This is a genomic window from Microbacterium sp. AG238 (genome assembly GCF_003610405.1).
In the GTDB taxonomy this organism is placed as follows: Bacteria; Actinomycetota; Actinomycetes; order Actinomycetales; family Microbacteriaceae; genus Microbacterium.
Genome location: NZ_RAQC01000001.1, coordinates 687,933 through 710,668, shown reverse-complemented (window position 1 = coordinate 710,668; position 22,736 = coordinate 687,933). Strand labels below are relative to the sequence as shown.

Sequence of the window (22,736 nt, the reverse complement as noted above, 5' to 3'; positions counted from 1 at the left end):
AACGCGGATGCCGAGCTCCTCGCACCCGCGAATCTTGGCGACTCGTCGTCCGGGCTTCGTCAGTTCTCGGAGCGCCCGAGCCGCCAGTAGCCCATGAAGGCAACGGCTCGGCGGTCGACGCCCACGGTGCTGACCAGGTGGCGTCGCAGAGTCTTGATCGCCGACGCCTCGCCGGCGAGCCAGGCGTAGAGCGGCGCGCGCTTGAGGGCGGCGCCGCCCTTGGCGGTGCGCGGCACTTCCCAGAGGATGTCGGCGTCGATGTCGATCTCTTCGACCTCGGCGCCGATTCCGGCGGGAGCGAGACGCGCGGCGGTGTCTTCGACCGCCGGGATCAGATGCGCGTGACGTTCGCCGTCACCACAGCGCGCGGCGATCCGGCGCTCGAACCCGGGATGGTGCGGCAGGTAGTCGAGGTCGGCCTCGGTGGGGACCTCCAGCACCACGGTGCCGCGCGCCTCCGGAGGCAGCTGCTCGAGGATGACGGCGATCGCCGGCGCGGCGGTCTCATCACCGGCGAGGAGGATGGCGTCGGTGTCGGCGGGCGGGACGAAGTCGATCCCGTAGCTCACGCCGGTGTGCGTGGTCGTCGGGGCGAGGATGAGCACCTCGTCACCGACGCGGGCGCCGGCGATCCACGCCGACGCCGGACCGAGGACATCGTGGGCGACCATGTCGATGTCGACCTCGCGCAGGGCGGGCCGGACGGCGCGTGTCGTGTACGTCCGCATCACGGGGCGCGCCTCGGGGGAGAGGGCGCGCCAGCCGTCGTACCAATCGTCGCCCGTCGGCATGGTGTCGATGGACGCGGTGTCGGTGGGGAACAGGATCTTCACGCGCTGGTCGAATCCGGGGTCGCCGTAGTCGGCGAGGTCGTCGCCGTGGAAGGTGAACCGTCGGAAGCTCGGCGTGAGGTCGGTGATGTCCGCGACGGAGACGCGGAAGAAGTCGAGGGCGGGTCGAGTCATGGTGTTCCAATCAGCCGGCGTGTGAGCCGTCGACGTCAGGGGTGGTCAGCTCTGCGGGCACGTGGTGACGGCCGATGGGCAGCACGAGCGGCCGTCCGGTGAGCGGGTCGGGGATGACGCGACTGTCGAGTCCGAACACCGCGCGGACGGTCTCGGCCGTCAACACGTCGCCCGGGTCGCCGGCGCCGTAGAGGCGGCCTCCGGCCATGGCGACGAGGTGGTCGGCATACCGGGCGGCGAGGTTGAGGTCGTGGAGGACCATCACGATCGTCGTCCCGCGGTCGCGGTTGAGGTCGGTGAGCAGGTCGAGGACGTCGATCTGATGGCTCACATCGAGGAACGTGGTGGGCTCGTCGAGCAGCAGTACGTCGGTCTGCTGGGCCAGGGCCATCGCGATCCACACGCGCTGACGCTGTCCGCCCGACAATTCGTCGACCGATCGATCGGCGATGGCAGCGGTGTCGGTGGCGTCCAGTGCCGACGCGACGGCTTCGTCGTCTGCCCGGGTCCAGCGCGCCAAGGGCCCGTGGTGCGGCGTCCGGCCGCGGCTCACGAGATCGGAGACTGTGATCCCCTCGGGTGCGATCGGCGACTGCGGCAGGAGCCCGAGATCGCGCGCCACCCGCTTCGTGGGCAGACGATGGATGTCCTTGCCATCGAGCAGCACGCTGCCCGCCCTCGGCGTGAGCAACCGTGCCATCGACTTCAGCAGAGTCGACTTGCCGCAGGCGTTGGCGCCGACGATCGCCGTGATGCGGCCGCCGGGCACGACGAGGTCGAGCTCGTCGACGATGACGCGGTCGCCGTAGCCGAGGCGGACTCCGCGTGCTTCGAGGGAGCGGTCCGCGGTCATAGTGAGCCTCCTGAGCGGCTGCTGCGGATGAGCAGGAAGATGAGGTACGGGGCGCCCAGTACGCCGGTCACCACTCCGACGGGCAGCCGGATGCCGAGGAGATACTGCGCGGTGAGGTCGGCGACGAGCACGAGGAGCGACCCGAAGAGGCCTGCAGCGAGGACGGGGGACCCGACGGGGCCCAGCATCCGTGCGGCGATCGGGCCCGACAGGAACGCGACGAACGAGATCGGCCCCGCGGCGGCGGTGGCGAAGGCCAGGAGCGCGACGGCGGCGATGATCAGCAGGACGCGGCGGCGTTCGACGGCGACCCCGAGGGCGGCGGCCGTGTCGTCGCCGAGTCGCATGAGCTCGAGATCGCGAGTGAGCCACAGCAATGCGGGTACGACGATGACCATCGTGAGCGCCAGGGGGATCGCCTGGTCCCACGAAGCTCCGTTGAGGTTGCCCGTGATCCACCGCATCGCGGCCTGGAGATCCCACTCGGCGGCTCGCGAGAGCACGTACGAGACGACGCTGTTGAAGATCGCGGCCACTCCGATGCCGATGAGGATGAAGCGCGCGCCGGCACCTCCGTCCTTGAAAGCGAGGAGGTAGATCATCAGGGCCGTCACGAGGGCGGCCACCGTGGCCAGCAGCGAGATGCCCGCCTCGCTGAGCGAGAGGAAGACGATTCCGACGACAGCGGCGGCACTCGCGCCCGCGTTGACGCCGATGATGTCGGGGCTGGCCAGCGGATTGCGCAGCATCGTCTGGAAGACGGCGCCGCCCATGCCGAAGCAGAGACCCGTGAGGAGCGCGACGGTGGCGCGAGGCAGGCGCAGCTCGCCGACGGTGAACGAGGCGCCCGGAACCGTCTGGCCGGTGACGACACCCCACACCTCGGTGGGGGAGTAGAAGGTCTGCCCGACCATGAGCGAGACCGCGTACATGACGATGACGGCGGCCAGCAGGGAGCCGAGCACGACACGTCGGCGCCAGGCGCGACGCCGGCGCCCGGCGACGACCACGTCGATCGTCGAACGGGATGCTCCGGGCGCGGTCATAGGGCCCGCATCTTCTGTCGGCGGACGATCGCAATGAAGAACGGCGCGCCGATGAGCGCGGTCACGATCCCGACCTCGACCTCCTGGGGGCGGGCGATGACACGACCGACGACGTCGGCGACGATCAGCAGGCCCCCGCCCACGAGGGCGGAGACGGGGAGGAGCCAGCGGTGGTCGGGGCCGACGAGGAGGCGGCAGATGTGGGGAACGATGAGTCCCACGAATCCGATGGGACCGGCGACGGCGGTCGCTGCTCCGCAGAGGATGACGGCGCCGAGCGCGGCGATCAGACGCGCGGTGCGTACGCGCTCGCCGAGGCCCGCTGCGAGCTCATCCCCGAGTGCGAGGGAGTTCAGCGCTGCGCTGGCCGCGAGGCAGACGATCGTGCCGACGGCGAGGAAGGGGAGCACGAGCACGATCTTCTCGGCGGTCGCGCCGCCGACTCCGCCGATCTGCCAGAACCGGAAGACGCTCATGACGTCGATGCGCGGGAGGAGGATGGCGCTGATGAGCGAGCTGAACGCGACCGCGGTCGCCGCCCCGGCGAGAGCGAGCTTGAGAGGGCTCGCGCCGCCTCGGCCCAGCGAGCCGATCGTGTAGACGAAGACCGCGGCGATCGCTGCGCCGAGCATGGCGAGCCAAATGTAGCCGAACGCACTGGTGACGCCGAAGAACGCGAGCCCGATGACGACCGCAAGAGACGCGCCGCCGTTGATGCCGAGGATCTGAGGATCTGCGAGGGGGTTGCGCGTCACACCCTGCATCACGGCGCCCGACACCGCCAGGGCGGCCCCGACGATGAGGGCGAGGACGGTGCGCGGAACGCGCTTGGAGACCGCCGCCGCGGAGGTGGTCTCGACGCTTCCGCTGAGTCCGGCGATGATGTCGTCGAATGAGACCGCGCGCGTGCCGAAGGTCACCGAGACGACGCTCGCCGCGAGGACGAGGAGCGCCAGGACGATGAGCCAGACGACGCGCCGCCGCCGGAAGCTGCGCCGCGGGGGCGCGCTCACGGCGGCGGCCGTCGTCATGGTCGGAGCGCTCACGGCATCCGACGCAGTTCGCCTGCGATCACGAGCTCGCCTTCGCGGCGGCCGCGCCGATCATGTCGACGTACTCCGACGTGAGGGGATCGGTGATCGAGAGGGGGCTGGGGTTAGCCGCTGCGGCGAGCGGGTCGTTCGACGCGGGGAGCACCACGACGGCTCCGGATGCGACGGCGGGGATGCGCGAGAGCAGCGGGTCTGCCTGCATCGCGGCGAGCGTGGCGTCGTCGCCGTAGGTCACGAGCACCTGGAGGTCGGAGAAGCGCTCGATCTCCTCCGTGCTGTTGGTGATCCAGAACTGGTCGGTGCCCTTCGACTGCTCCGCGACGGTCGCGGCCGGGGTGAGCCCCAGGTCCTCGAGGAAGAGGGGTCGCGGGTCGGCGGTCGAGTAGAAGCCGATCTGGCTGAGATCCGTCGCGTCGAAGGAGCTGAACAGCGTCGTCTTGCCGGCGATGTCGGGGTATGCGCCCGTCAGCTCGTCCAGGTGGGTCGTGAGGTCGTCGACGAGCGTCTCCGCCTCGTCCTTGAGGCCGAGCGCCGTGCCGTTCATAACGGTGAGCTCCTGCCAGCTGGTGCCCCACGCGATGTCGGGGTACGCGACGACGGGGGCGATCTTGCTCAGAGTCTCGTAGTCGTCCTGAGTCAGGCCCGAGTAGGCGGCGAGGATGACGTCGGGCCGCGTATCGGCGACGGCCTCGAAGTCGATGCCCTCGGCTTCGTCGAACAGCACCGGGGTGTCGCCGCCGAGCTCGTCGAGCTTGTCCTTCACCCACGGGAGGATGCCGTCGCCGTCATCGTCTCCCCAGGTGACGGCGGGCATGCCGACCGGGACGACGCCGAGGGCGAGCGCGGCCTCCTGGTTTCCCCAGGAGACGGTCGCGACACGGGTGGGCTTGCTGTCGATCGTGGTCTGGCCGAACGCGTGGTCGATGGTGACGGGGAACGCGTCGGACGACGCGTCTCCGGAAGCGGCGGGAGCCGAATCGGGAGCCGCGGTCGAACCGCAGCCGGCGAGGAGCAGCGTGGCTGCGATGATGGCTGCGGCGGCTGTGCGGATGCGGGGCACAGTGTCCTCCAGAGGAGAGGTGAGTAAGGGCAGGCTTACTTTACGTCGGCGATGTCCATCGTGCCAATCCGCTGCAGCCCGGCTGAAGGTGGTCGGGGGTGCGGTCTGCGGCGGATGCCCGTGGACAGCGAGTAGGATGAGAGGCTGGCCGTTCGGCCGCCCTCCCTGTTCCCGACGATTGGACGATCGCTGTGCTCGCCGTGCACGACCTCGAAATCCGCGTGGGCGCGCGCACGCTGATGGCGGACGTGTCGTTCCGTGTCTCCGATGGCGACAAGATCGGCCTCGTCGGACGTAACGGAGCGGGCAAGACCACGCTCACCAAGGTGCTCGCCGGCGACCTCCTGCCCAGCGACGGCAAGGTCGAACGCTCGGGCGAGCTGGGCTACCTGCCGCAGGATCCCCGATCGGGCGACCCGGAGATGCTCGCGCGCACCCGCATCCTCGATGCCCGCGGGCTCGGGACCATCGCCGTGGACATGCAGACCGCGTCGCTCGAGATGGGCGCGGACGATGAAGCGGCCGCTGCAAAAGCGATGCGCCGCTACGGCAACCTCATGGAGCGTTTCGAGGCCCTCGGCGGATACGCCGCCGAGGCTGAGGCGGCGTCCATCGCGCACAACCTGTCGCTGCCGGACCGCATCCTCGACCAGCCGTTGAAGACGCTGTCCGGCGGTCAGCGGCGACGCATCGAGCTGGCCCGCATCCTCTTCTCGGACGCCCAGACGATGATCCTCGACGAGCCGACGAACCACCTCGACGCCGACAGCGTCGTGTGGCTTCGGGAGTTTCTGAAGGGATACAAGGGCGGGCTGATCGTCATCAGCCACGATGTCGAGCTCGTCGGCGAGACGGTCAACCGGGTCTTCTACCTGGACGCGATGCGCCAGGTCATCGACGTCTACAACATGAACTGGAAGAACTACCTGCGCCAGCGGGTCGCGGACGAGGAGCGGCGCAAGAAAGAGCGCGCCAACGCCGAGAAGAAGGCGACGGCGTTGCAGCAGCAGGCCGCCCGCTTCGGCGCGAAGGCGAGCAAGGCCGCCGCGGCGCACCAGATGGTCGCGCGAGCCGAGAAGCTCCTCTCCGGTCTCGACGAGGTGCGGCAGGAAGACCGCGTCGCGAAGCTCCGGTTCCCCAAGCCCGCGCCGTGCGGCAAGACGCCCCTCATGGCGTCCGGGCTGTCGAAGTCGTACGGCTCGCTGGAGATCTTCACCGACGTCGATCTCGCCATCGACCGCGGGTCGAAGGTCGTGGTGCTCGGGCTGAACGGGGCCGGTAAGACGACGCTGCTGCGCATCCTCGCCGGTGTCGACCAGCCCGACACCGGCATGCTCGAGCCGGGTCATGGGCTGCGCATCGGCTACTACGCGCAGGAGCACGAGAACCTCGACGTCTCCCGTTCGGTGCTGCAGAACATGATGTCGGCCGCGCCCGACATCACCGAGACCGAGGCTCGGAAGGTGCTCGGTTCGTTCCTGTTCACCGGTGACGACGTCCTCAAGCCCGCGGGCGTCCTCTCCGGCGGTGAGAAGACCCGATTGTCGCTCGCGACGCTCGTCGTGTCATCGGCGAACATGCTGCTCCTCGACGAGCCGACCAACAACCTCGACCCCGCTTCGCGTGACGAGATCCTCGGTGCGCTCGCGCACTACGAGGGCGCTGTCGTGCTCGTCTCCCACGATGAGGGCGCCGTGGAGGCGCTGAATCCGGAGCGTGTGCTGATCCTGCCCGACGGCGTCGAGGACATCTGGGGACGCGACTACCTCGAGCTCATCACCCTGGCCTGAGCGTTCGGGGCCCCGCAGTCAGTTTCGGCTGGAGTCGAGGATCGCGTCCTCGTCCTCCATGTCGCGATCGCGCTTGGTGTCGCGTCGTCGACGGAGGCTGGCGGGGACGACCGACGTCTCGCGAGGACCGGATGCCGTGACGGCAGCGACCAGCTCGTCGCCCGACGACGGCGCGAGGAGTGCGGCGGCAGCGGCGGCATCCTCCTCGTCCTCACGCCGGTGGCGGCGTTCGGTGCGGATCATGTACCAGATGAAGACGAAGCCCATGATCGCGAACAGGATCCACTGGATCGCGTAGGACAGGTGCGGACCCGGGTCCTCCGAGGGGACCGGCATGGCTCCGAGCGTCTCGGCGGGGGCGGGGTCCTCCGAGACGAGCAGCCCGTAGGCCGATGTCACGACGTCGCCGGTGAGGCCGGCTTCGTCGACGACGAGGTCGATGTTGATCGTCGGCACCTGCCCGTCCGGAGCCGAGCGGCCCGAGGTGGGTGCGGCTTCGGCGGGCTTCAGGCGGGCCACGACCGTCACGGTGCCGGACGGCGCAGCGGCGATCGACGCGGGTTCGGGGGCGTCGGACGCCGGGGGCACCCACCCGCGGTCGACGACGAACACGCGCCCGTCGTTCGTCTCGAACGGGACGAGCACCTCGAAAGCCGATGTGCCCCCGTGCGGACGGTTCCGCACGAGCACCTGGTCGTCGGCGAGGTACCGTCCGGTCAGCTCCACCGGGTGCCACTCGTCGGTCGGATCGAGCTCGCTCCCCGGGGGGAGGACGTCGGAAAGCGCGGCCGGATCGGCGTCGTAGTTGCGCTCGACGAGCTCGAGCTGCGCACTGCGCTCCTCGTTGCGCGTGAACTGCCAGTTCGACAGATAGGCGCAGGCGATCGCGAAGGCGATGGCGACCGCGACGTAGCCGCTCCAGCGCAGAGCCGTCTTCGCCCTCATGATCCGCCCGCTCCGCTGGTCTCGACGGTGACAGGCTCGACGCTCACGGGGAAGTCCCTCGCGGCGACGAACTCGCGCAGGTACGCGACGTGGTCGTCGCATGCCACCCAGATCTTCCGCCGATCGGCGGAGTGGATGCGCGGATTGCGCCAGATGACCCGCCACCGTGCCGACGCGCGGCATCCGGCGCGGGAGCACTCGATGTCGTTCACTCCGGCCGCGACTCCCGAATCTCGATCACGGTCGGCTTCGCGGGTGCTTCCGGCGAGCTGGGCACCTCGCTCGGGCGCTCGGGAAGGGCTGCCAGAGGTGAGACGGCCGCGGGCTCGCGCACGTCGTCGCCGACGTTCGCGATCACCACCGCGAAGTACGGGAGGAAGATCGCTCCGACCGCCAGGGCCGCCGTGTGCCAGCCGTACGGGGCGATGACGACCATCAGCACGAAGCACACGACCCGCACCGCCATCATGATGAAGTACTTCGTCATGCGGCGGTTGGAGTCGTCGTGCGGAGCTCGTGGGAGCGAGGTCGCCGACGGTGTTGCGGGCTGATGCTTCACGGTGCATCAAGGATACGCCCGGGTGGTCGGGGGAGGCCGGTCTCAGAAGCTCGACGAGTACGAGCTGTAGCTGTCCTGTTCGATGGCCCAGCCGATGAACGAGGCGAAGACGATCACCCCGACGATCGCGAGGGCGAGACCGGCGTAGCCGACGATGAGGCCGGCCAGGGCCATTCCTCGCCCGTTCTCGTTGGTCCGCTTGATCTGCGACAGCGAGATGTGGCCCATGATGACGCCCGCGATCGATCCGATGATCGGGAGGATCCAGATGAACCCGACGATCGAGGCGATCATCGACACGATCGCGAGTGCGTTCGTCTTCTGCGGCTGGTATCCGCCGTAGCCGTACGCCGGCGGCGGGTAACCGGCCGGCTGGTAGGCCTGCTGCTGCGGCGGATTCGCGTAGGGCGGGGCGGGGGGAGGGACGGGAGCGCCGGAGGCGGGTTGCCCGGGCGCGGGGTACGGCTGCTGCGGCTGGGGCTGGTCGCTCACATCTGCTCCTCGTCGACGTCGGGCCGCCAGCTTATCGTTCGCGGGCGTCGCACGCGCTGCGACTAGGCTTGCGGGGTTCGCGCAGCAGACACAGGAGAGCCGTATGTCCACGTCCCGAGTCGTTCTCGTCACCGGAGGAAACCGCGGTATCGGCCGCGCGATCGCTGAGCGCTTCATCGCCGACGGCCACCGTGTCGCGGTGACGGCCCGGTCGGGCGAGGGGCCCGAGGGCGCGCTGACCGTCCGCGCCGATGTGACGGACGCGGCATCCATCGACGCTGCTTTCACGCAGGTCGAGAACGAGCTCGGGCCGGTCGAGGTGGTGGTCGCCAATGCCGGCATCACGAAGGACACCCTCCTGCTCCGCATGACCGAGGACGACTTCGACTCGGTCGTGGCGACCAACCTCGGCGGTGCCTTCCGCGTGGTCAAGCGAGCGTCGAAGGGCATGCTGCGCGCCAAATGGGGACGCGTCATCCTCATCTCGAGCGTGGTCGGGCTGTTCGGATCAGCGGGCCAGATCAACTACTCCTCGTCGAAGGCCGCCCTCGTCGGCTTCGCTCGCTCGCTCACGCGCGAGCTCGGTGCTCGTGGCATCACCGCGAACGTGGTCGCCCCGGGGTTCATCGAGACCGACATGACCGCGGCTCTTCCCGACGAGACACAGGCCGAGTACAAGCGCAGCATCCCGGCTGGTCGATACGGCTCTTCTGCCGAGGTCGCGGGGGCGGTGTCCTGGCTCGCCTCTGACGACGCCGCGTACATCTCGGGCGCCGTCATCCCGGTCGACGGCGGCCTCGGGATGGGGCACTGAAGCGCCGACCGGCGTCACGCCAGCGCGGCGACGATCTCGCGGGCGAGTCGGTGGGGCTGCGAGAACTGCGGCCAGTGGCCTGAGCCCAGTTCGACGACGGAGACATCTTCGAGGGCGTCGAACTCGGCGAGAAATCGCGGCCACCCTGCAAGCATCTCGCGGACTCCTCGCTCGTCGGCCGACCCCGAGAGGATCGTGACGGGGATGCCGTGTCGGCGGTCGTCGGTCAGGTCGACGGCGTCGGTGGGGACAGCGGCCGGAACCGGATGCGTGCGTGGCGTCCAGCGGGCGCGCGTGTCGCGGTCGAGGTCAGCGACATCCGGTTCGTCGAAAAAATCCCACCCGGGAAAAGGCACCGCGCCGTCGACGACCGGGAACTCCGAGATCTCCGCGCCGGGCGACGGCGGGAGCGTGTCGACGAACACGACGCGTGCGATGCGATCGGGGCGTCGGTCGGCGGCTCCCCATGCCACATTCCCGCCGCCACTGTGCCCGACGAGGACGACCTGCCCCGGCAGATCGTCGATGCGGGCGACCACCGCATCGACCCAATCGCGGAGCGTCGTTCGCGATGCTCCGGCCGTGCTGCCGACTCCGGGCAGTGTGAGGGCATGGGGACGATGCCCGGCGTCTCGGAGCGCCGGGACCACGTCGTCCCACGAGGAGGCGTCGAGCCAGAGGCCCGGGATGAGGATCACGTCCATGACCCGACCGTAGCGCTCGGCGCGGACAGCCGACAGCGCACGGTCAGGGAAGGAGCGCGACGAGCTCCCGCAGGTCGACGGGGCCGACGACGAGATCCGCCTGACGGCGCACCGCCGGCTTGGCGTTGAACGCGACGCCGAGGCCCGCGACCGCCATCATCCGCAGATCGTTCGCGCCATCGCCGACAGCAATCGTTCGCGCGAGAGAGACCCCGTGGGCGCCGGCCCACTCGCGCAGCGACGCGGCCTTGGCCTCCGCGTCGACGACGTCGCCGTCGACTGTCCCGTCGAGCGTCGAGCCGTCGGTGCCGAGCCGATTGGCGCGCCACACGTCGACCCCGAGTCCGGGGGCGATGTGATCGAGCACCTCGTGGAAGCCGCCCGACACGACGGCGGCGACGCCCCCGCGCTCGTGGATCGCGGCGATGAGCTCGCGTGCGCCCGGCGTCGGCTCGACACGGGAGCGCACGCGGTCGAACGCGGCGAGCGGCACCCCGGAGAGCTGAGACACGCGTGACCGCAGGCTCGAGGCGAAGTCGACCTCGCCGCGCATCGCCGCCTCGGTCGCGGCCGCGACCTCCGCCCCGCGTCCCGCTTCGTCGGCGATGAGCTCGATGACCTCGTTCTGCAACAGGGTCGAGTCGGCATCGAAGACGACGAGGAAGCGCGCGTGGGGCATGCCCACCACGCTAGCGGGAACGGGTGTCAGCGTTCGACGCGTGCGTTCTTGCCCACGACGGTGATGCCCGTGTCGGTCACCGTGAAACCACGGGCCAGGTCGCGCTCCCGGTCGACGCCCACGGTGGCACCGTCTTCGAGCACGACGTTCTTGTCGAGGATCGCGCGATGCACGCGCGCCCCCGCTCCGACGCTGACGTAGTCGAACAGCACCGAGTCGGTGATGGTGGCCCCACCGCCGGAGAGCGTCCACGGACCCACGACGCTGCGCTCGAGGTGGGTGCCCGACAGCACGGATCCGAGCGAGACGATCGAGTCGATCGCGTTGCCCATGCGTCCCACACTGTCGCGCACGAACTTCGCCGGCGGCGAGTTCACGGCCTGCGAGTGGATCTGCCAATCGGTGTTGTACAGGTTGAAGATCGGCAGAGTCGAGATGAGATCCATGTGCGCGTCGAAGAACGACTCGATCGTGCCGACGTCACGCCAGTAGTTGCGATCGCGCGGGGTGGAGCCGGGGACGTCGTTGCGCTTGAAGTCGTACACGGCGGCCTCGCCGCGGTCGACGAAGTACGGAATGATGTCGCCGCCCATGTCGTGGTTCGAGGTGGGAAGCTCGCCGTCGGCCTCGACCGCCTCGATCAGAGCGTCCGTGTCGAAGATGTAGTTGCCCATGGATGCGAGCACCTCGTGGGGGGAGTCGGGCAGCCCCGCGGGTTCCTGCGGCTTCTCGAGGAAGGCGCGGATGCGGCTCTCATCGGCGGGATCGACGTCGATCACGCCGAACTGGTTGGCGAGACCGATGGGCTGACGGATGCCGGCGACGGTCGCCCGGGCGCCGGATGCGATGTGCGCATCGAGCATCTGACGGAAGTCCATGCGGTAGACGTGGTCGGCGCCGATCACGACGACGATGTCGGGCTTCTCGTCGTTGATGAGGTTCAGCGACTGGAGGATTGCGTCGGCCGAGCCCGAGAACCAGCGCTTGCCCAGACGCTGCTGCGCGGGCACGGACGCGACGTAGGAGTCGAGCAGCGCGGACATCCGCCAGGTCTGCGAGACGTGCCGATCGAGGCTGTGCGACTTGTACTGGGTCAGGACGACGACCTGACGCAGGCCCGAGTTGATCAGGTTCGAGATCGCGAAGTCGATCAGGCGGTACTGTCCGCCGAACGGCACGGCGGGCTTGGCGCGGTCTGCCGTCAACGGCATGAGGCGCTTTCCCTCGCCGCCGGCGAGAACGATTCCGAAGACCTTGGGCGCTGCTGGCATGGCACCACACTAGGCCCGCCGAACGCTCGTGTACTAGCGTTCGAGCCATGCGTGTAGACATCGTCTCGAAGGAGTATCCTCCCGCGATCTATGGGGGAGCGGGGGTGCACGTCACCGAGCTCGTCCGCGCCCTGCGCGAGACGATCGAGGTGCAGGTGCGGGCCTTCGGAGCCGACCGCGACGAGCCGGACACGACCTCCTACGAGACGCCCGTCGAACTCGCGGACGCCAACGCGGCACTCCAGACGCTCGGCACCGACCTCGAGATCGTCGGAGACGTCGCCGGAGCGGACGTCGTGCACAGCCACACCTGGTACGCGAACTTCGCCGGGCACCTCGCCTCTCTCCTCCACGGCATCCCGCACGTCGTCACCGCCCACTCGCTCGAGCCCTTGCGCCCGTGGAAAGCGGAGCAGCTCGGCGGCGGCTACGCCGTGTCGAGCTACATCGAGAAGACCGCGTACGAGAACGCCGCGGCCATCGTCGCGGTCAGCGACGGGATGCGCCGCGACATCCTGCGCAGCTATCCCGGTCTCGACCCCGAGAAGGTCTCGGTCATCTACAACGGCATCGACGTCGAGTCGTGGCGGCCCGTCGATGATCCCGCCGTCCTCGAGCGCCACGGCATCGACCCCGCGCGCCCCTCGGTGGTCTTCGTCGGACGGATCACGCGACAGAAGGGGCTGCCGTACTTTCTGCGTGCTGCCCGTCTGCTTCCCGCGGACGTCCAGGTCGTCCTGTGCGCCGGCGCGCCGGACACCCCCGAGATCATGGCGGAGGTGCAGGGACTCGTCCGTGAGCTGCAGGCCGAGCGCTCGGGTGTCGTGTGGATCGAGGAGTTCCTCCAGCGCGACGAGCTGTGCGCGATCCTCACCGCCGCGACGACGTTCGTCTGCCCGTCGGTCTACGAACCGCTCGGCATCGTCAACCTCGAGGCGATGGCGTGCGGCGCCGCAGTCGTCGGGACCGCGACCGGCGGCATCCCGGAGGTCGTGGTCGACGGCGAGACCGGACGCCTCGTGCCGATCGAGCAGTCCGACGACGGCACCGGGACCCCGCTCGATCCCGAGAAGTTCGTCGCCGACCTCGCGGCCACCCTCACCGAGGTCGTCTCGGATCCCGACACGGCGCGACGCTATGGCGCCGCGGGACGAGAGCGTGCGGCACGGTCGTTCAGCTGGGCTGCGATCGCGGACGAGACCGCCGCGTTGTACGCGAGGGTGGCGGGGCTCGGCCGCTAGGCTGAACACATGCCGCAGGTCCTGGAGTTCTCCGACGTCGTCGTCCGCCGAAACGCCCGGAACATCATCGACCGGGTCGACTGGTCGGTGTCCGATGATCAGCGTTGGGTGGTGCTCGGCCCCAACGGCGCGGGCAAGACGACGGTGCTGCAGCTCGCCGCGAGCCTCCTGCACCCCACCTCGGGAACCGTCGAGATCCTGGGGGAGCGGCTCGGCCGAACCGACGTGTTCGAACTGCGCCCGCGTATCGGCTTCGCGTCGTCGGCGATGGCGCGACGCATCCCCGCGGAGGAGACTGTGCTCGACGTGGTCCTCACGGCCGCGTACGCGGTGACCGGGCGCTGGCGCGAAGACTACGAAGACATCGACGAGCGGCGCGCGATGCGCGTGCTCGCGGAGTGGAAGCTCGATGGACTGGCCGAGCGGACGTTCGGCACCCTCTCCGACGGTGAGCAGAAGCGCGTGCAGATCGCTCGCGCCGTCATGACCGACCCCGAGCTCCTGCTGCTCGACGAGCCCACGGCGAGTCTCGACCTCGGCGCCCGCGAAGAGCTGCTGGCGCTCTTGGGCGGGTACGCCCAGGCGCCCACCACGCCCGCGATGATCATGGTGACCCATCACGTCGAGGAGATCCCCGTGGGGTTCACCCACGTGCTTCTGCTCCGCGAGGGCGGAGTCGTCGCCGCCGGCCCGCTGGCCGAGACGCTCACAGCCGAAAACCTCTCCGACACCTTCGGGCTGCCCATCACGCTCGCCTCCGAGGACGGACGTTATGCGGCGCGGGCGGCTTCCTGAACCTGATAAGATCGCTCGTTGGTGCGAACGCATCGCAGACTTCCCTCGCCCTGGCAAAATCCAGGGCACCACGTAAGGAATCCCATGAAGACTGACATCCACCCCGAGTACCGCGCCGTCGTTTTCCGCGACCTCGGCTCCGGTGAGACCTTCCTGACCCGTTCGACGGTCTCGAGCGACAAGACGATCGAGCTGGACGGCGAGACCTACCCGGTCATCGACGTCGAGATCTCGTCCGCCTCGCACCCGTTCTACACGGGCAAGCAGCGCATCATGGACTCGGCCGGCCGTGTCGAGAAGTTCAACCAGCGCTTCAAGAACTTCGGCTCCAAGTAAGCCGTTCTTCGATCAAGGCCCCGCTTCGGCGGGGCCTTCGTCGTTGACGCGGGCGCTCCCCGCCCCGCTCAGGGCCTGACGATCGGGATCGACGCCGTCTCGGCGGCGACCTTGCGACGGTGCAGGGCGCGTTGCTCCGGCAGCGAGATGTCGAAGACGACGGCAAGCAGACGGATGACGGTGGTGACGGCGATGCCGATGATGGCAGATGCCACGATGGGGGCTCCCATCGTGGAGGCGCCGGCGAGCACCGCGCATCCCGCGGCTGCGGCGATGGCATAGAGCGAACCGACGTGCATGATGGCGACGGGGAGGCCGAGGATGACGTCGCGAAGCATGCTACCGCCGACGGCCGCGCACGAGCCGATGAAGATGGCGGGCACGATCGGCAGCCCGAGCACGAGCGCCTTGCTCGTTCCGAACGCGCCGAACAGGCCGATGACGACCGCGTCGAGGCCGATGATGACGGCGTTGAGCCGTCGGAAGACGTTCGAGAGCAGCATCCCGACCAACGCGGCCGACGTCGCGGTGATCAGATACCAGTTGCTCTGCAGCGTGACCGGCTGCACCCCCAGGAGCAGGTCGCGGATGAGGCCGCCGCCCATCCCGATGAGGATGCCGATGATCACGACGCCGAGCGGATCGAGCCGCTGTTTGCCGACGAACCCGGAAGCGAACAGAGCGCCCTGGACCCCGCCGAGGCCGACGGCGGTGAGGTCCGCCCACAGCGGGATCACGAACTGAGACTGGGTCACGGGACCATTGTCGTCGGTCAGCGCGATAATTGGAGGGTGCCCACCTACCGCGACGAGGTCGTGATCCTTCGCACCCACAAGCTGGGTGAGGCGGATCGCATCGTCACGATGCTCAGCCGGCGGCACGGCAAGCTCCGAGGCGTCGCGAAAGGAGTGCGCCGCACGTCGTCGCGCTTCGGTGCGCGGCTCGAGCCCTTCATGGTCGCCGACGTCCAGATGTACAAGGGGCGCTCGCTCGACATCGTGCAGCAGGCCGAGTCGCTCGGATCGTACGGCGCCGACATCGCCACCGACTACGACCGCTACACCTCCGCCTCGGCGATGGTCGAGGCCGCCGACCGCCTGAACGAAGCGGAGACGACGCCGCAGCAGTACCTGCTGCTCGTCGGCGGTCTCCGCGCCCTCGCTCGCGGCGACCACGACAGTCGCGCCGTGCTCGACTCGTACCTGCTGAGAGCCATGGCGCTCTCGGGCTGGGCCCCGTCGCTCGACGCCTGCGCCCGCTGCGGCGCTCCGGGGCCGCACGACGGTTTCGTCGCACCACTGGGCGGGGCGGTCTGCCCGTCCTGCGCACCGGCGGGGTCGGCCCGCATCGCCCCCGAGACGGGCGTGCGACTGCGCGCCCTCATCGCCGGCGAGTGGGACACGGTCGACGCCGGCAGTCCCCGCACGGCCAACGCGGCATCGGGCCTCATCGCGGCATACGCGCAGTGGCATCTCGAGCGCGGCATCCGTTCGCTCGGGCACATCGGCGCGGCGCGCTGAACGCGGCGGTGCCGGCCGGCTCGAACGCCTAGGCTCGAACCGATGAGTCCCAAGCCGTACACGCACCGCGACGCGGTCCCGTATCGCCCGCTCGACTGGACCGGGGTGTACCCACCGGTGTTCCCGCGAGGCGGAGTGCCGAACCACGTGGCGATCGTCATGGACGGCAATGGCCGATGGGCGAACCGTCGTGGCCTCACCCGCATCGAGGGACACCGGGCGGGCGAGGAAGTCCTGCTCGACGTCGTGGCCGGAGCCATCCAGGCGGGGGTCAAGCACCTCAGCGTCTATGCGTTCTCGACCGAGAACTGGTCGCGGTCGCCCGAGGAGGTGCGATTCCTCATGGGGTACAACCGCGATGTCCTCCATCGTCGGCGCGACCAGCTCAACGAATGGGGCGTCCGCGTTCGCTGGGCGGGTCGGAAGCCCCGTCTGTGGGGGTCGGTCATCTCCGAGCTCCAGTACGCCGAGCAGCTCACGCAGGGCAACGACATCCTGACGCTCACGATGTGCGTCAACTACGGCGGTCGGCACGAGATCATCGACGCGATGCGGGCCATGGGCGAACAGATCGCTGCCGGCCGGATGAAGCCGTCCGCCATCACGGAGAAGGCCCTGCGCCGGCACCTCTACGTGCCCGACATGCCCGACGTCGACCTCTTCATCCGATCGAGTGGAGAGCAGCGGACCTCGAACTTCCTCCTGTGGGAGGCGGCGTACGCCGAGATGGTGTTCCTCGACACCCTGTGGCCCGACTTCTCGAGGTCCGACCTCTGGGGAGCGATCCAGCTGTACCTCTCGCGCGACCGCCGCTTCGGCGGTGCCGTCGACGCTCCCACCGCGTGACGTCCGACCGGGAATAGCCCGCGCGGACTGCGACGTTGCACCCGATGTGACGGACGCAATCAAGATCGACGTGTGGAGCGACATCGCCTGCCCGTGGTGCTACATCGGCAAGCGCAACCTGGAGTCTGGCCTCGCCGCCACGGCTGACGACGACGACGCACCGCGCGTCGAGGTGACCTTCCATTCGTTCGAGCTCTCGCCCGACACCCCCGTCGACTTCGAAGGGGACGAACTCGACTTCCTGTCGACCCACAAGGGAATGCCGCGCGAGCAGGTGCAGCAGATGCTCGACAATGTCACCGGCGTCGCGAAGGATGCGGGGCTGGAATACCACTTCGACATCCTCAAGCACACCAACACGGTCAAGGCGCACGAGCTGCTGCACGCCGCGAAGGCGCAGGGTCGTCAGCATGAGATGGCCGAGCGCCTGATGGCGGCGTACTTCACCGAAGGGCGCCACGTGGGACGCATCGACGATCTCGTCGAGCTCGCCGGCGAGGTCGGCCTTGACCGCGACGCCATCCGTGCCGCGCTCGAATCGGGCGAGCACCTGCCGGCCGTCCGCGCAGATCAGGACCAGGCGCGCGCCTACGGCATCAACGGGGTCCCGTTCTTCGTCATCGACGGGCGCTACGGGGTCTCGGGCGCGCAGCCCGCCGAAGCCTTCGCGCAGATCGCCCGTCAGGTGTGGGCTGAGCGCAGCGGCGTCGAAGCCGCGGGCTGAGCGGGCGCGCGGGCAGGATCAGCGCGGGAGGTTCGCCTCGATCACGGCGACGATCTCGGGCGCATCCGGCTTCGTCTGCGGACGGAACCGGTGCACCTCGCCGTCGGGTGTGATCACGAACTTCTCGAAGTTCCACATCACGGGGCCGCGAGCGCCCTCCTCATTGCGGATCTTCTTCAGCGCCTTGTACAGCGGAGCGGCGTGAGAGCCGTTGACCCGGATCTTGTCCATGATGGGGAAGCTCACCCCCCAGGTCATCGCGCAGTAGTCGAGGATCTCCTCCATCGAACCCGGCTCCTGCCCCATGAACTGATTGCAGGGGAACCCGATGACCTGCAGACCGCGCTCGCCATATGTCCGCTGCAGCTGCTCGAGCTGCTCGTACTGGGGCGTCAGCCCGCACTTGGAGGCGACATTGACGACGAGCAGGACACCGTCTCCGAGGTCGTCGAGCGTGGTAGCGGTGCCGTCCGCAGCGGAGAACGGGATCGAACGGATGTCGGTGGTCGCTTCGGTCACGTCCCCAGGCTACGCCCGGCCGCCTTCCGGTGTCCGTCCTTCTGGGAGAATGATCTGGTGAGTACCGTCCTGTCCGCTTCGCCGCGTCTGCGGATCGGCCCGATCGCCTTGGACGCCCCCGTCGTGCTGGCCCCGATGGCCGGGATCACGAACACCGCGTTCCGCCGGCTCTGCCGCGAGTACGGGGCAGGGCTCTACGTCAGCGAGATGATCACGACGCGGGCCCTCGTCGAGCGCAACGCCACAACGATGCGCCTGATCACCCATCACGAGTCCGAGAAGCCGCGCTCCATCCAGCTCTACGGCGTCGACCCCGCGACGACCGAGGCCGCCGTGCGTCTGCTGGTCGAGGAGGATCGTGCCGATCACATCGACCTCAACTTCGGGTGCCCCGTGCCCAAGGTGACGCGCAAGGGCGGGGGAGCGGCTCTGCCGTGGAAGCTCGACCTGTTCCGCGACATCGTGACGCGCGCCGCGCGCGCCGCGGGCGACGTGCCGCTGACGGTGAAGATGCGCAAGGGCATCGACTCGGACCACCTGACCTACCTCGACGCGGGCCGCATCGCCGAGGACGCCGGGGTGTCGGCCGTCGCCCTCCACGCGCGCACCGCCGCGGAGTTCTACTCGGGAAACGCCGACTGGTCTGCGATCGCGGCGCTGAAAGAAGCCGTCACGAGCGTCCCGGTTCTCGGCAACGGTGACATCTGGTCCGCCGAGGACGCGGTCCGCATGATGGCCGAGACCGGCTGCGACGGGGTCGTCGTGGGACGAGGGTGCCTCGGTCGTCCGTGGCTGTTCGGAGACCTCGCGCGGGCGTTGGGCGAGCCCGGCTCGGCCGGTCCCGAGGTCGACGCGACGCTCGGTTTCGTGGCGACGGCTTTCCGCCGCCATGCCGAGCTGCTCGTGGAGTTCTTCGAGGACGAGGGTCGTGGCTGTCGCGACATCCGCAAGCACGTCGCGTGGTACTTCAAGGGCTATCCGGTGGGCGGTGACACGCGCGCGCGTCTGGCTACCGCGTCGAGCCTCGCCGAGATCGACGACATCCTCGCGACGCTGGACTGGTCGGCGCCGTACCCCGGCGCGGCCGCGGAGGGACAGCGCGGACGTGCGGGAACTCCCAAGCGCCCGGCCCTGCCGGATCGCTGGTTGGAATCGCGTGACGTCGACGCGGCCGAGTCGTCGGCCATCGCTGCAGCGGAGATCGAGAACAGTGGGGGCTGAGGTCACGAGCGGTGTGGGCGTCTCGGCGGGACGCCCCTCCGGCTACGACGATCACGACGCCGCCCGCTTCCACCGCGAGGAACACCGCTCGCGCCGCGACAGCTTCGCGCGCGATCGCGCCCGCGTCCTGCACTCGGGCGCCCTCCGCCGTCTCGCCGCCAAGACGCAGGTGCTGAGCCCGGCCAGTCCCGCCGATTTCGCACGCAACCGCCTGACCCATTCCCTCGAGGTCGCCCAGGTGGGGCGCGAGCTCGCCATCGCGCTCGAGCTCTCACCGGATGTCGTCGACACGGCCTGCCTCTGCCACGACCTCGGACACCCGCCCTTCGGTCACAACGGCGAGCGGGCTCTCAACGATTGGGCCGAAGACATCGGCGGGTTCGAGGGCAACGCCCAGTCGCTGCGCATCCTCTCGCGGCTCGAACCGAAGGTCGTCGACGCGTTCGGGCAGAGCGCGGGCCTCAACCTCACGCGAGCGAGCCTCGATGCGACCTGCAAATACCCGTGGACCGTCGAGCACGCGATCCCCGACCCGGGCGGGCGCCAGAAGTTCGGCGTCTACCCCGAAGACGAGGCGGTGTTCCAGTGGATGCGCGAAGGCGCCCCGGGACGCCTGCGCTGTATCGAGGCCGAGGTCATGGACCTCTCCGACGACATCGCCTACTCGGTGCACGACTTCGAAGACGCCGTGCTGAACGGCTACCTCGATCCGGCGCGGCTCGGCGATCCGCGCGAGCGCGAGGCGCTGCTCACCGCGATCCAGAGCTGGGTCGGCTACGGATTCACGAAGGACGAGCTCGGCGATGCGCTGTACCGCCTGACGCTGCTTCCCGAGTGGCTCGAGTCGTACGACGGCTCGCGCGCCGCGATGGCGCGGCTGAAGAACCTCACCTCCGACCTCATCGGACGCTTCGCACGCGCCGCGACCGCGGCGACCCGTGAGCATTACGACATCCCCGTCCTGACGCGCTTCCGGGGCCGCGTGATCGTGCCCCGTGTGATCGAGGTCGAGATGGCCGTCCTCAAGGGCGTCATCGGAGCCTTCGTCGTCTCGATCGAAGGTCGGAAGGGGCTCTACAAGGAGCAGCGCCGCGTGTTGCGCCGCCTCGCGGACGCCCTGTGGGCGCGTCCCGAGCACCTCGACGCGTTGCACGCCGAAGACTTCGCCGCGGCGGTGACCGACGCCGCCCGCCGCCGTGTCGTCGTCGATCAGGTCGCCACCCTCACCGACCGTTTCGCCATCGAATGGCACGGGCGTCTGGTCGGTCCGGTCGATCTCCGCGAGCTGGGTCTGTGGTCCTCCGACCCGCGCGCCACGGCGCCGAGTCACTTCGCCCTCCCCGAGCCCATCGAAGGGCTCTGATGGCACGGATCCGGCAGACCGACATCGAAGAGGTCAAGGCGCGCACGAACATCGGCGACATCGTCGGTGAACGTGTCGCGCTGAAGTCCGCCGGCGTCGGCTCGCTGAAGGGGCTGTGTCCCTTCCACGACGAACGCAGCCCGAGTTTCCACGTCCGGCCGCAGGTCGGGTACTACCACTGCTTCGGATGCGGTGAGTCGGGCGATGTCTACTCGTTCCTGCGAGCGATGGACCACCTCTCGTTCACCGAGGCGGTCGAGCGCCTCGCCGCGCGTATCGGCTACTCGCTGCACTACGAAGACGGCGCGGCGGCTCCCGAGACGAGTGGTCGCTCCCGGCTGTACGCCGCGCACACCGCGGCGGCGGAGTTCTACCGTTCGCAGCTGTCGGCCCCCGACGCGCAGGCCGCCCGCCAGTTCCTCGGGGAGCGGGGCTTCGACGCCGGTGCTGCGGCCCACTTCGGTGTCGGGTACGCCCCGCAGGGATGGTCGGCGCTTCGCGACGCGCTTCGCTCGCAAGGCTTCACCGACGAGGAACTGCTGACCGGTGGGCTGGTCTCCAAGGGGCAGCGGGGGGTCTACGACCGGTTCCGCGGACGGGTCGTGTGGCCGATCCGCGACGTCGCGGGGCAGACGATCGGCTTCGGCGCTCGCCGCCTCTACGACGACGACCAGGGACCGAAGTACCTCAATACGCCCGAGACCCCGATCTACAAGAAGGCCCAGGTCCTCTACGGTCTCGACCTGGCGAAGAAGTCGATCTCGCGTGAGCATCGCGTCGTCGTCGTCGAGGGATACACCGATGTCATGGCCTGTCATCTCGCCGGAGTCACCGGGGCCATCGCGTCGTGCGGCACCGCGTTCGGAACCGACCACATCACGGTGCTCCGACGCGTGATGGGGGACAGCGAGGGAAGCGCGGGCGAGGTGGTCTTCACGTTCGACCCGGATGCCGCCGGTCAGAAGGCGGCGCTGCGGGCGTTCGGCGAAGAGAAGCGTTTCGCGGCGCAGACCTATGTCGCGGTCGCGCCCGAAGGGCTGGATCCGTGTGATCTGCGACTCAACCGCGGCGACGCGGCGGTGCGGTCGCTGATCGACGCCAAGGCGCCGATGTTCGAGTTCGTCATGGATCAGCGTCTGTCCACATTCGACCTGTCGACCGTCGAGGGGCGGATCGGCGCGCTGCGTGCGGCTGCGCCGATCGTCGCCGACATCCGAGACACCGCTCTCCGCCCGGGCTACACGCGGGTGCTCGCCGGCAAGCTCGGTCTCGACCTGTCTGAGGTGAAACCCGAGGTCGATCGCGCCGCCCGCCGTGCAGCGGCATCGACGGGTGGGGGAGAGCGTACCCGGGGAGAGACCACGACCGCGGGTCGTGCCGACTCCGCCGGAGTGTCCGGGGGTGCCGCCGAACCGACGCCCGCTTCGGTGCGTGTCACCCTCGCCTCCCTTCCTCCGGCGCTCGAGCTCGAGAAGCGCGCTCTGATGGGTGTGCTGCAGTACGGGCATCTGCTCGACAAGCAGGCCGTCGGCATCGCGCTGGGGCTGCCGATGCCGCACCCGGCGCTCGAGGCCGTGCGGCAGGCGGTGTCGATGCAGCCCGACCTCACGCGTCCCGGGTGGACGTCGGCCGCGGTCGACGCGACGCGGGAGCCGTACCGGACGCTGGCGATCGAACTGCTCACCGCGGATTTCCCCGCGGGTACCGAGCGCATCGCCCAGACGACGGCGATGGAGTCGCTGCGCAAGCTGCGCCAGCGGGCGCTCGAGCGCGAGAAGGCAGAGCTCAGAAGCGCGCAGCAGCGTCTCGAGCCGGGGTCGCCGGAGTTCCGCTCCATCGGCGTCGCGATCCGCGATCTCGATCTCCGGCTGCGGCAACTCATGGAATCGGAATAGCCACCAGCGGCGGCGAGTAGCGGTCGAACGATGAAGACGGCAGGAT

The 22,736-nt window shown here is 69.3% G+C and carries 25 protein-coding genes; 11 read left to right on the top strand and 14 right to left on the bottom strand.

Annotated features, from left to right (window positions below; all coding sequences use genetic code 11):
* Positions 1-59: 59 nt before the first annotated feature.
* Genes DEU36_RS03380 through DEU36_RS03360 form a run of 5 tightly spaced genes read right to left on the bottom strand, consistent with a single transcriptional unit; the run spans position 60 to position 4,976 of the window.
* The gene (locus DEU36_RS03380; RefSeq protein ID WP_120262919.1) at positions 60-965 is read right to left on the bottom strand and encodes a siderophore-interacting protein; all 906 of its coding nucleotides are present in this window, start codon (positions 963-965) and stop codon (positions 60-62) included.
* A gap of 10 nt (positions 966-975) precedes the next feature.
* Positions 976-1,818 carry an ABC transporter ATP-binding protein gene (locus DEU36_RS03375; protein WP_120262918.1) on the bottom strand — a complete coding sequence of 281 codons (843 nt, stop codon included), beginning with the start codon at positions 1,816-1,818 and terminating at the stop codon, positions 976-978.
* On the bottom strand, positions 1,815-2,864 hold the full coding sequence (locus DEU36_RS03370) for an iron chelate uptake ABC transporter family permease subunit (RefSeq protein ID WP_120262917.1): 1,050 nt from the start codon (positions 2,862-2,864) through the stop codon (positions 1,815-1,817). Before DEU36_RS03370 ends, DEU36_RS03375 begins: the two co-directional genes overlap by 4 nt.
* The gene (locus DEU36_RS03365) at positions 2,861-3,895 is read right to left on the bottom strand and encodes an iron ABC transporter permease (protein ID WP_120264334.1); all 1,035 of its coding nucleotides are present in this window, start codon (positions 3,893-3,895) and stop codon (positions 2,861-2,863) included. The genes DEU36_RS03370 and DEU36_RS03365 overlap by 4 nt, the downstream gene beginning before the upstream one ends.
* A 40-nt stretch (positions 3,896-3,935) precedes the next feature.
* Positions 3,936-4,976 (bottom strand): iron-siderophore ABC transporter substrate-binding protein, encoded by a 1,041-nt coding sequence (locus DEU36_RS03360; RefSeq protein ID WP_120262916.1) that lies wholly within the window; start codon positions 4,974-4,976, stop codon positions 3,936-3,938.
* A 191-nt stretch (positions 4,977-5,167) separates the two neighbouring features.
* On the opposite strand from DEU36_RS03360, the gene DEU36_RS03355 reads away from it, so the two are divergent.
* Entirely contained in the window at positions 5,168-6,766 is a 1,599-nt protein-coding gene (locus DEU36_RS03355) for an ABC-F family ATP-binding cassette domain-containing protein (protein ID WP_120262915.1), read from the top strand.
* Positions 6,767-6,784: 18 nt separating this feature from the next.
* Here DEU36_RS03355 and DEU36_RS03350 read toward each other — a convergent pair whose 3' ends face one another.
* The 4 genes from DEU36_RS03350 to DEU36_RS03335 are packed head-to-tail and all read right to left on the bottom strand — an operon-like array spanning position 6,785 to position 8,762.
* Complete coding sequence (locus tag DEU36_RS03350) at positions 6,785-7,711, bottom strand: SURF1 family protein (RefSeq protein ID WP_120262914.1); 927 nt, start codon at positions 7,709-7,711, stop codon at positions 6,785-6,787.
* Positions 7,708-7,923: a hypothetical protein gene (locus DEU36_RS03345; protein WP_120262913.1), complete on the bottom strand. Its 216-nt coding sequence runs from the start codon at positions 7,921-7,923 to the stop codon at positions 7,708-7,710. The genes DEU36_RS03350 and DEU36_RS03345 overlap by 4 nt, the downstream gene beginning before the upstream one ends.
* Complete coding sequence (locus DEU36_RS03340) at positions 7,920-8,270, bottom strand: DUF3099 domain-containing protein (protein ID WP_259455201.1); 351 nt, start codon at positions 8,268-8,270, stop codon at positions 7,920-7,922. The genes DEU36_RS03345 and DEU36_RS03340 overlap by 4 nt, the downstream gene beginning before the upstream one ends.
* Before the next feature lie 42 nt (positions 8,271-8,312).
* Positions 8,313-8,762: a DUF4190 domain-containing protein gene (locus DEU36_RS03335; protein WP_259455200.1), complete on the bottom strand. Its 450-nt coding sequence runs from the start codon at positions 8,760-8,762 to the stop codon at positions 8,313-8,315.
* A 103-nt stretch (positions 8,763-8,865) separates the two neighbouring features.
* Between DEU36_RS03335 and fabG the strand changes: the two genes are divergently transcribed.
* On the top strand, positions 8,866-9,576 hold the full coding sequence (fabG, locus tag DEU36_RS03330) for a 3-oxoacyl-ACP reductase FabG (RefSeq protein ID WP_120262911.1): 711 nt from the start codon (positions 8,866-8,868) through the stop codon (positions 9,574-9,576).
* Positions 9,577-9,590: 14 nt separating this feature from the next.
* On the opposite strand, the gene DEU36_RS03325 is transcribed toward fabG, so the two are convergent.
* The 3 genes from DEU36_RS03325 to glgC are packed head-to-tail and all read right to left on the bottom strand — an operon-like array spanning position 9,591 to position 12,230.
* Entirely contained in the window at positions 9,591-10,280 is a 690-nt protein-coding gene (locus DEU36_RS03325) for an alpha/beta fold hydrolase (protein WP_120262910.1), read from the bottom strand.
* A gap of 43 nt (positions 10,281-10,323) precedes the next feature.
* A complete protein-coding gene (gene serB / locus DEU36_RS03320; RefSeq protein ID WP_120262909.1) occupies positions 10,324-10,959 on the bottom strand; it encodes a phosphoserine phosphatase SerB in 636 nt (211 codons plus the stop codon).
* Positions 10,960-10,985: 26 nt separating this feature from the next.
* Positions 10,986-12,230: a glucose-1-phosphate adenylyltransferase gene (gene glgC, locus DEU36_RS03315; RefSeq protein ID WP_120262908.1), complete on the bottom strand. Its 1,245-nt coding sequence runs from the start codon at positions 12,228-12,230 to the stop codon at positions 10,986-10,988.
* Between the two features lie 47 nt (positions 12,231-12,277).
* Here glgC and glgA point away from each other — a divergent pair, with 47 nt between their 5' ends.
* From glgA to DEU36_RS03300, 3 genes are all read left to right on the top strand, one after another.
* Positions 12,278-13,471 (top strand): glycogen synthase, encoded by a 1,194-nt coding sequence (glgA, locus tag DEU36_RS03310; protein ID WP_120262907.1) that lies wholly within the window; start codon positions 12,278-12,280, stop codon positions 13,469-13,471.
* A gap of 9 nt (positions 13,472-13,480) precedes the next feature.
* A complete protein-coding gene (locus DEU36_RS03305) occupies positions 13,481-14,266 on the top strand; it encodes an ABC transporter ATP-binding protein (RefSeq protein ID WP_120262906.1) in 786 nt (261 codons plus the stop codon).
* Positions 14,267-14,350: 84 nt separating this feature from the next.
* Positions 14,351-14,602, top strand: a complete 252-nt coding sequence (locus DEU36_RS03300) for a type B 50S ribosomal protein L31 (protein WP_018186539.1) — start codon at positions 14,351-14,353, stop codon at positions 14,600-14,602.
* A gap of 68 nt (positions 14,603-14,670) precedes the next feature.
* On the opposite strand, the gene DEU36_RS03295 is transcribed toward DEU36_RS03300, so the two are convergent.
* Positions 14,671-15,357, bottom strand: coding sequence for a trimeric intracellular cation channel family protein (locus tag DEU36_RS03295; protein WP_120262905.1), 687 nt, complete (start codon positions 15,355-15,357; stop codon positions 14,671-14,673).
* Positions 15,358-15,393: 36 nt separating this feature from the next.
* Here DEU36_RS03295 and recO point away from each other — a divergent pair, with 36 nt between their 5' ends.
* The 3 genes from recO to DEU36_RS03280 are packed head-to-tail and all read left to right on the top strand — an operon-like array spanning position 15,394 to position 17,692.
* Entirely contained in the window at positions 15,394-16,122 is a 729-nt protein-coding gene (gene recO / locus DEU36_RS03290; RefSeq protein ID WP_120262904.1) for a DNA repair protein RecO, read from the top strand.
* 42 nt (positions 16,123-16,164) lie between these two features.
* Entirely contained in the window at positions 16,165-16,968 is an 804-nt protein-coding gene (locus tag DEU36_RS03285; RefSeq protein ID WP_120262903.1) for an isoprenyl transferase, read from the top strand.
* A gap of 46 nt (positions 16,969-17,014) precedes the next feature.
* Entirely contained in the window at positions 17,015-17,692 is a 678-nt protein-coding gene (locus DEU36_RS03280) for a DsbA family protein (protein ID WP_120262902.1), read from the top strand.
* 18 nt (positions 17,693-17,710) lie between these two features.
* On the opposite strand, the gene DEU36_RS03275 is transcribed toward DEU36_RS03280, so the two are convergent.
* The gene (locus DEU36_RS03275; protein ID WP_120262901.1) at positions 17,711-18,211 is read right to left on the bottom strand and encodes a glutathione peroxidase; all 501 of its coding nucleotides are present in this window, start codon (positions 18,209-18,211) and stop codon (positions 17,711-17,713) included.
* A 57-nt stretch (positions 18,212-18,268) separates the two neighbouring features.
* Between DEU36_RS03275 and dusB the strand changes: the two genes are divergently transcribed.
* Genes dusB through dnaG form a run of 3 tightly spaced genes read left to right on the top strand, consistent with a single transcriptional unit; the run spans position 18,269 to position 22,690 of the window.
* Positions 18,269-19,432: a tRNA dihydrouridine synthase DusB gene (dusB, locus tag DEU36_RS03270; RefSeq protein WP_120262900.1), complete on the top strand. Its 1,164-nt coding sequence runs from the start codon at positions 18,269-18,271 to the stop codon at positions 19,430-19,432.
* A complete protein-coding gene (locus DEU36_RS03265; RefSeq protein WP_120262899.1) occupies positions 19,422-20,795 on the top strand; it encodes a deoxyguanosinetriphosphate triphosphohydrolase in 1,374 nt (457 codons plus the stop codon). The genes dusB and DEU36_RS03265 overlap by 11 nt, the downstream gene beginning before the upstream one ends.
* Positions 20,795-22,690, top strand: a complete 1,896-nt coding sequence (gene dnaG / locus DEU36_RS03260; protein ID WP_120262898.1) for a DNA primase — start codon at positions 20,795-20,797, stop codon at positions 22,688-22,690. Before DEU36_RS03265 ends, dnaG begins: the two co-directional genes overlap by 1 nt.
* Positions 22,691-22,736: the final 46 nt, after the last annotated feature.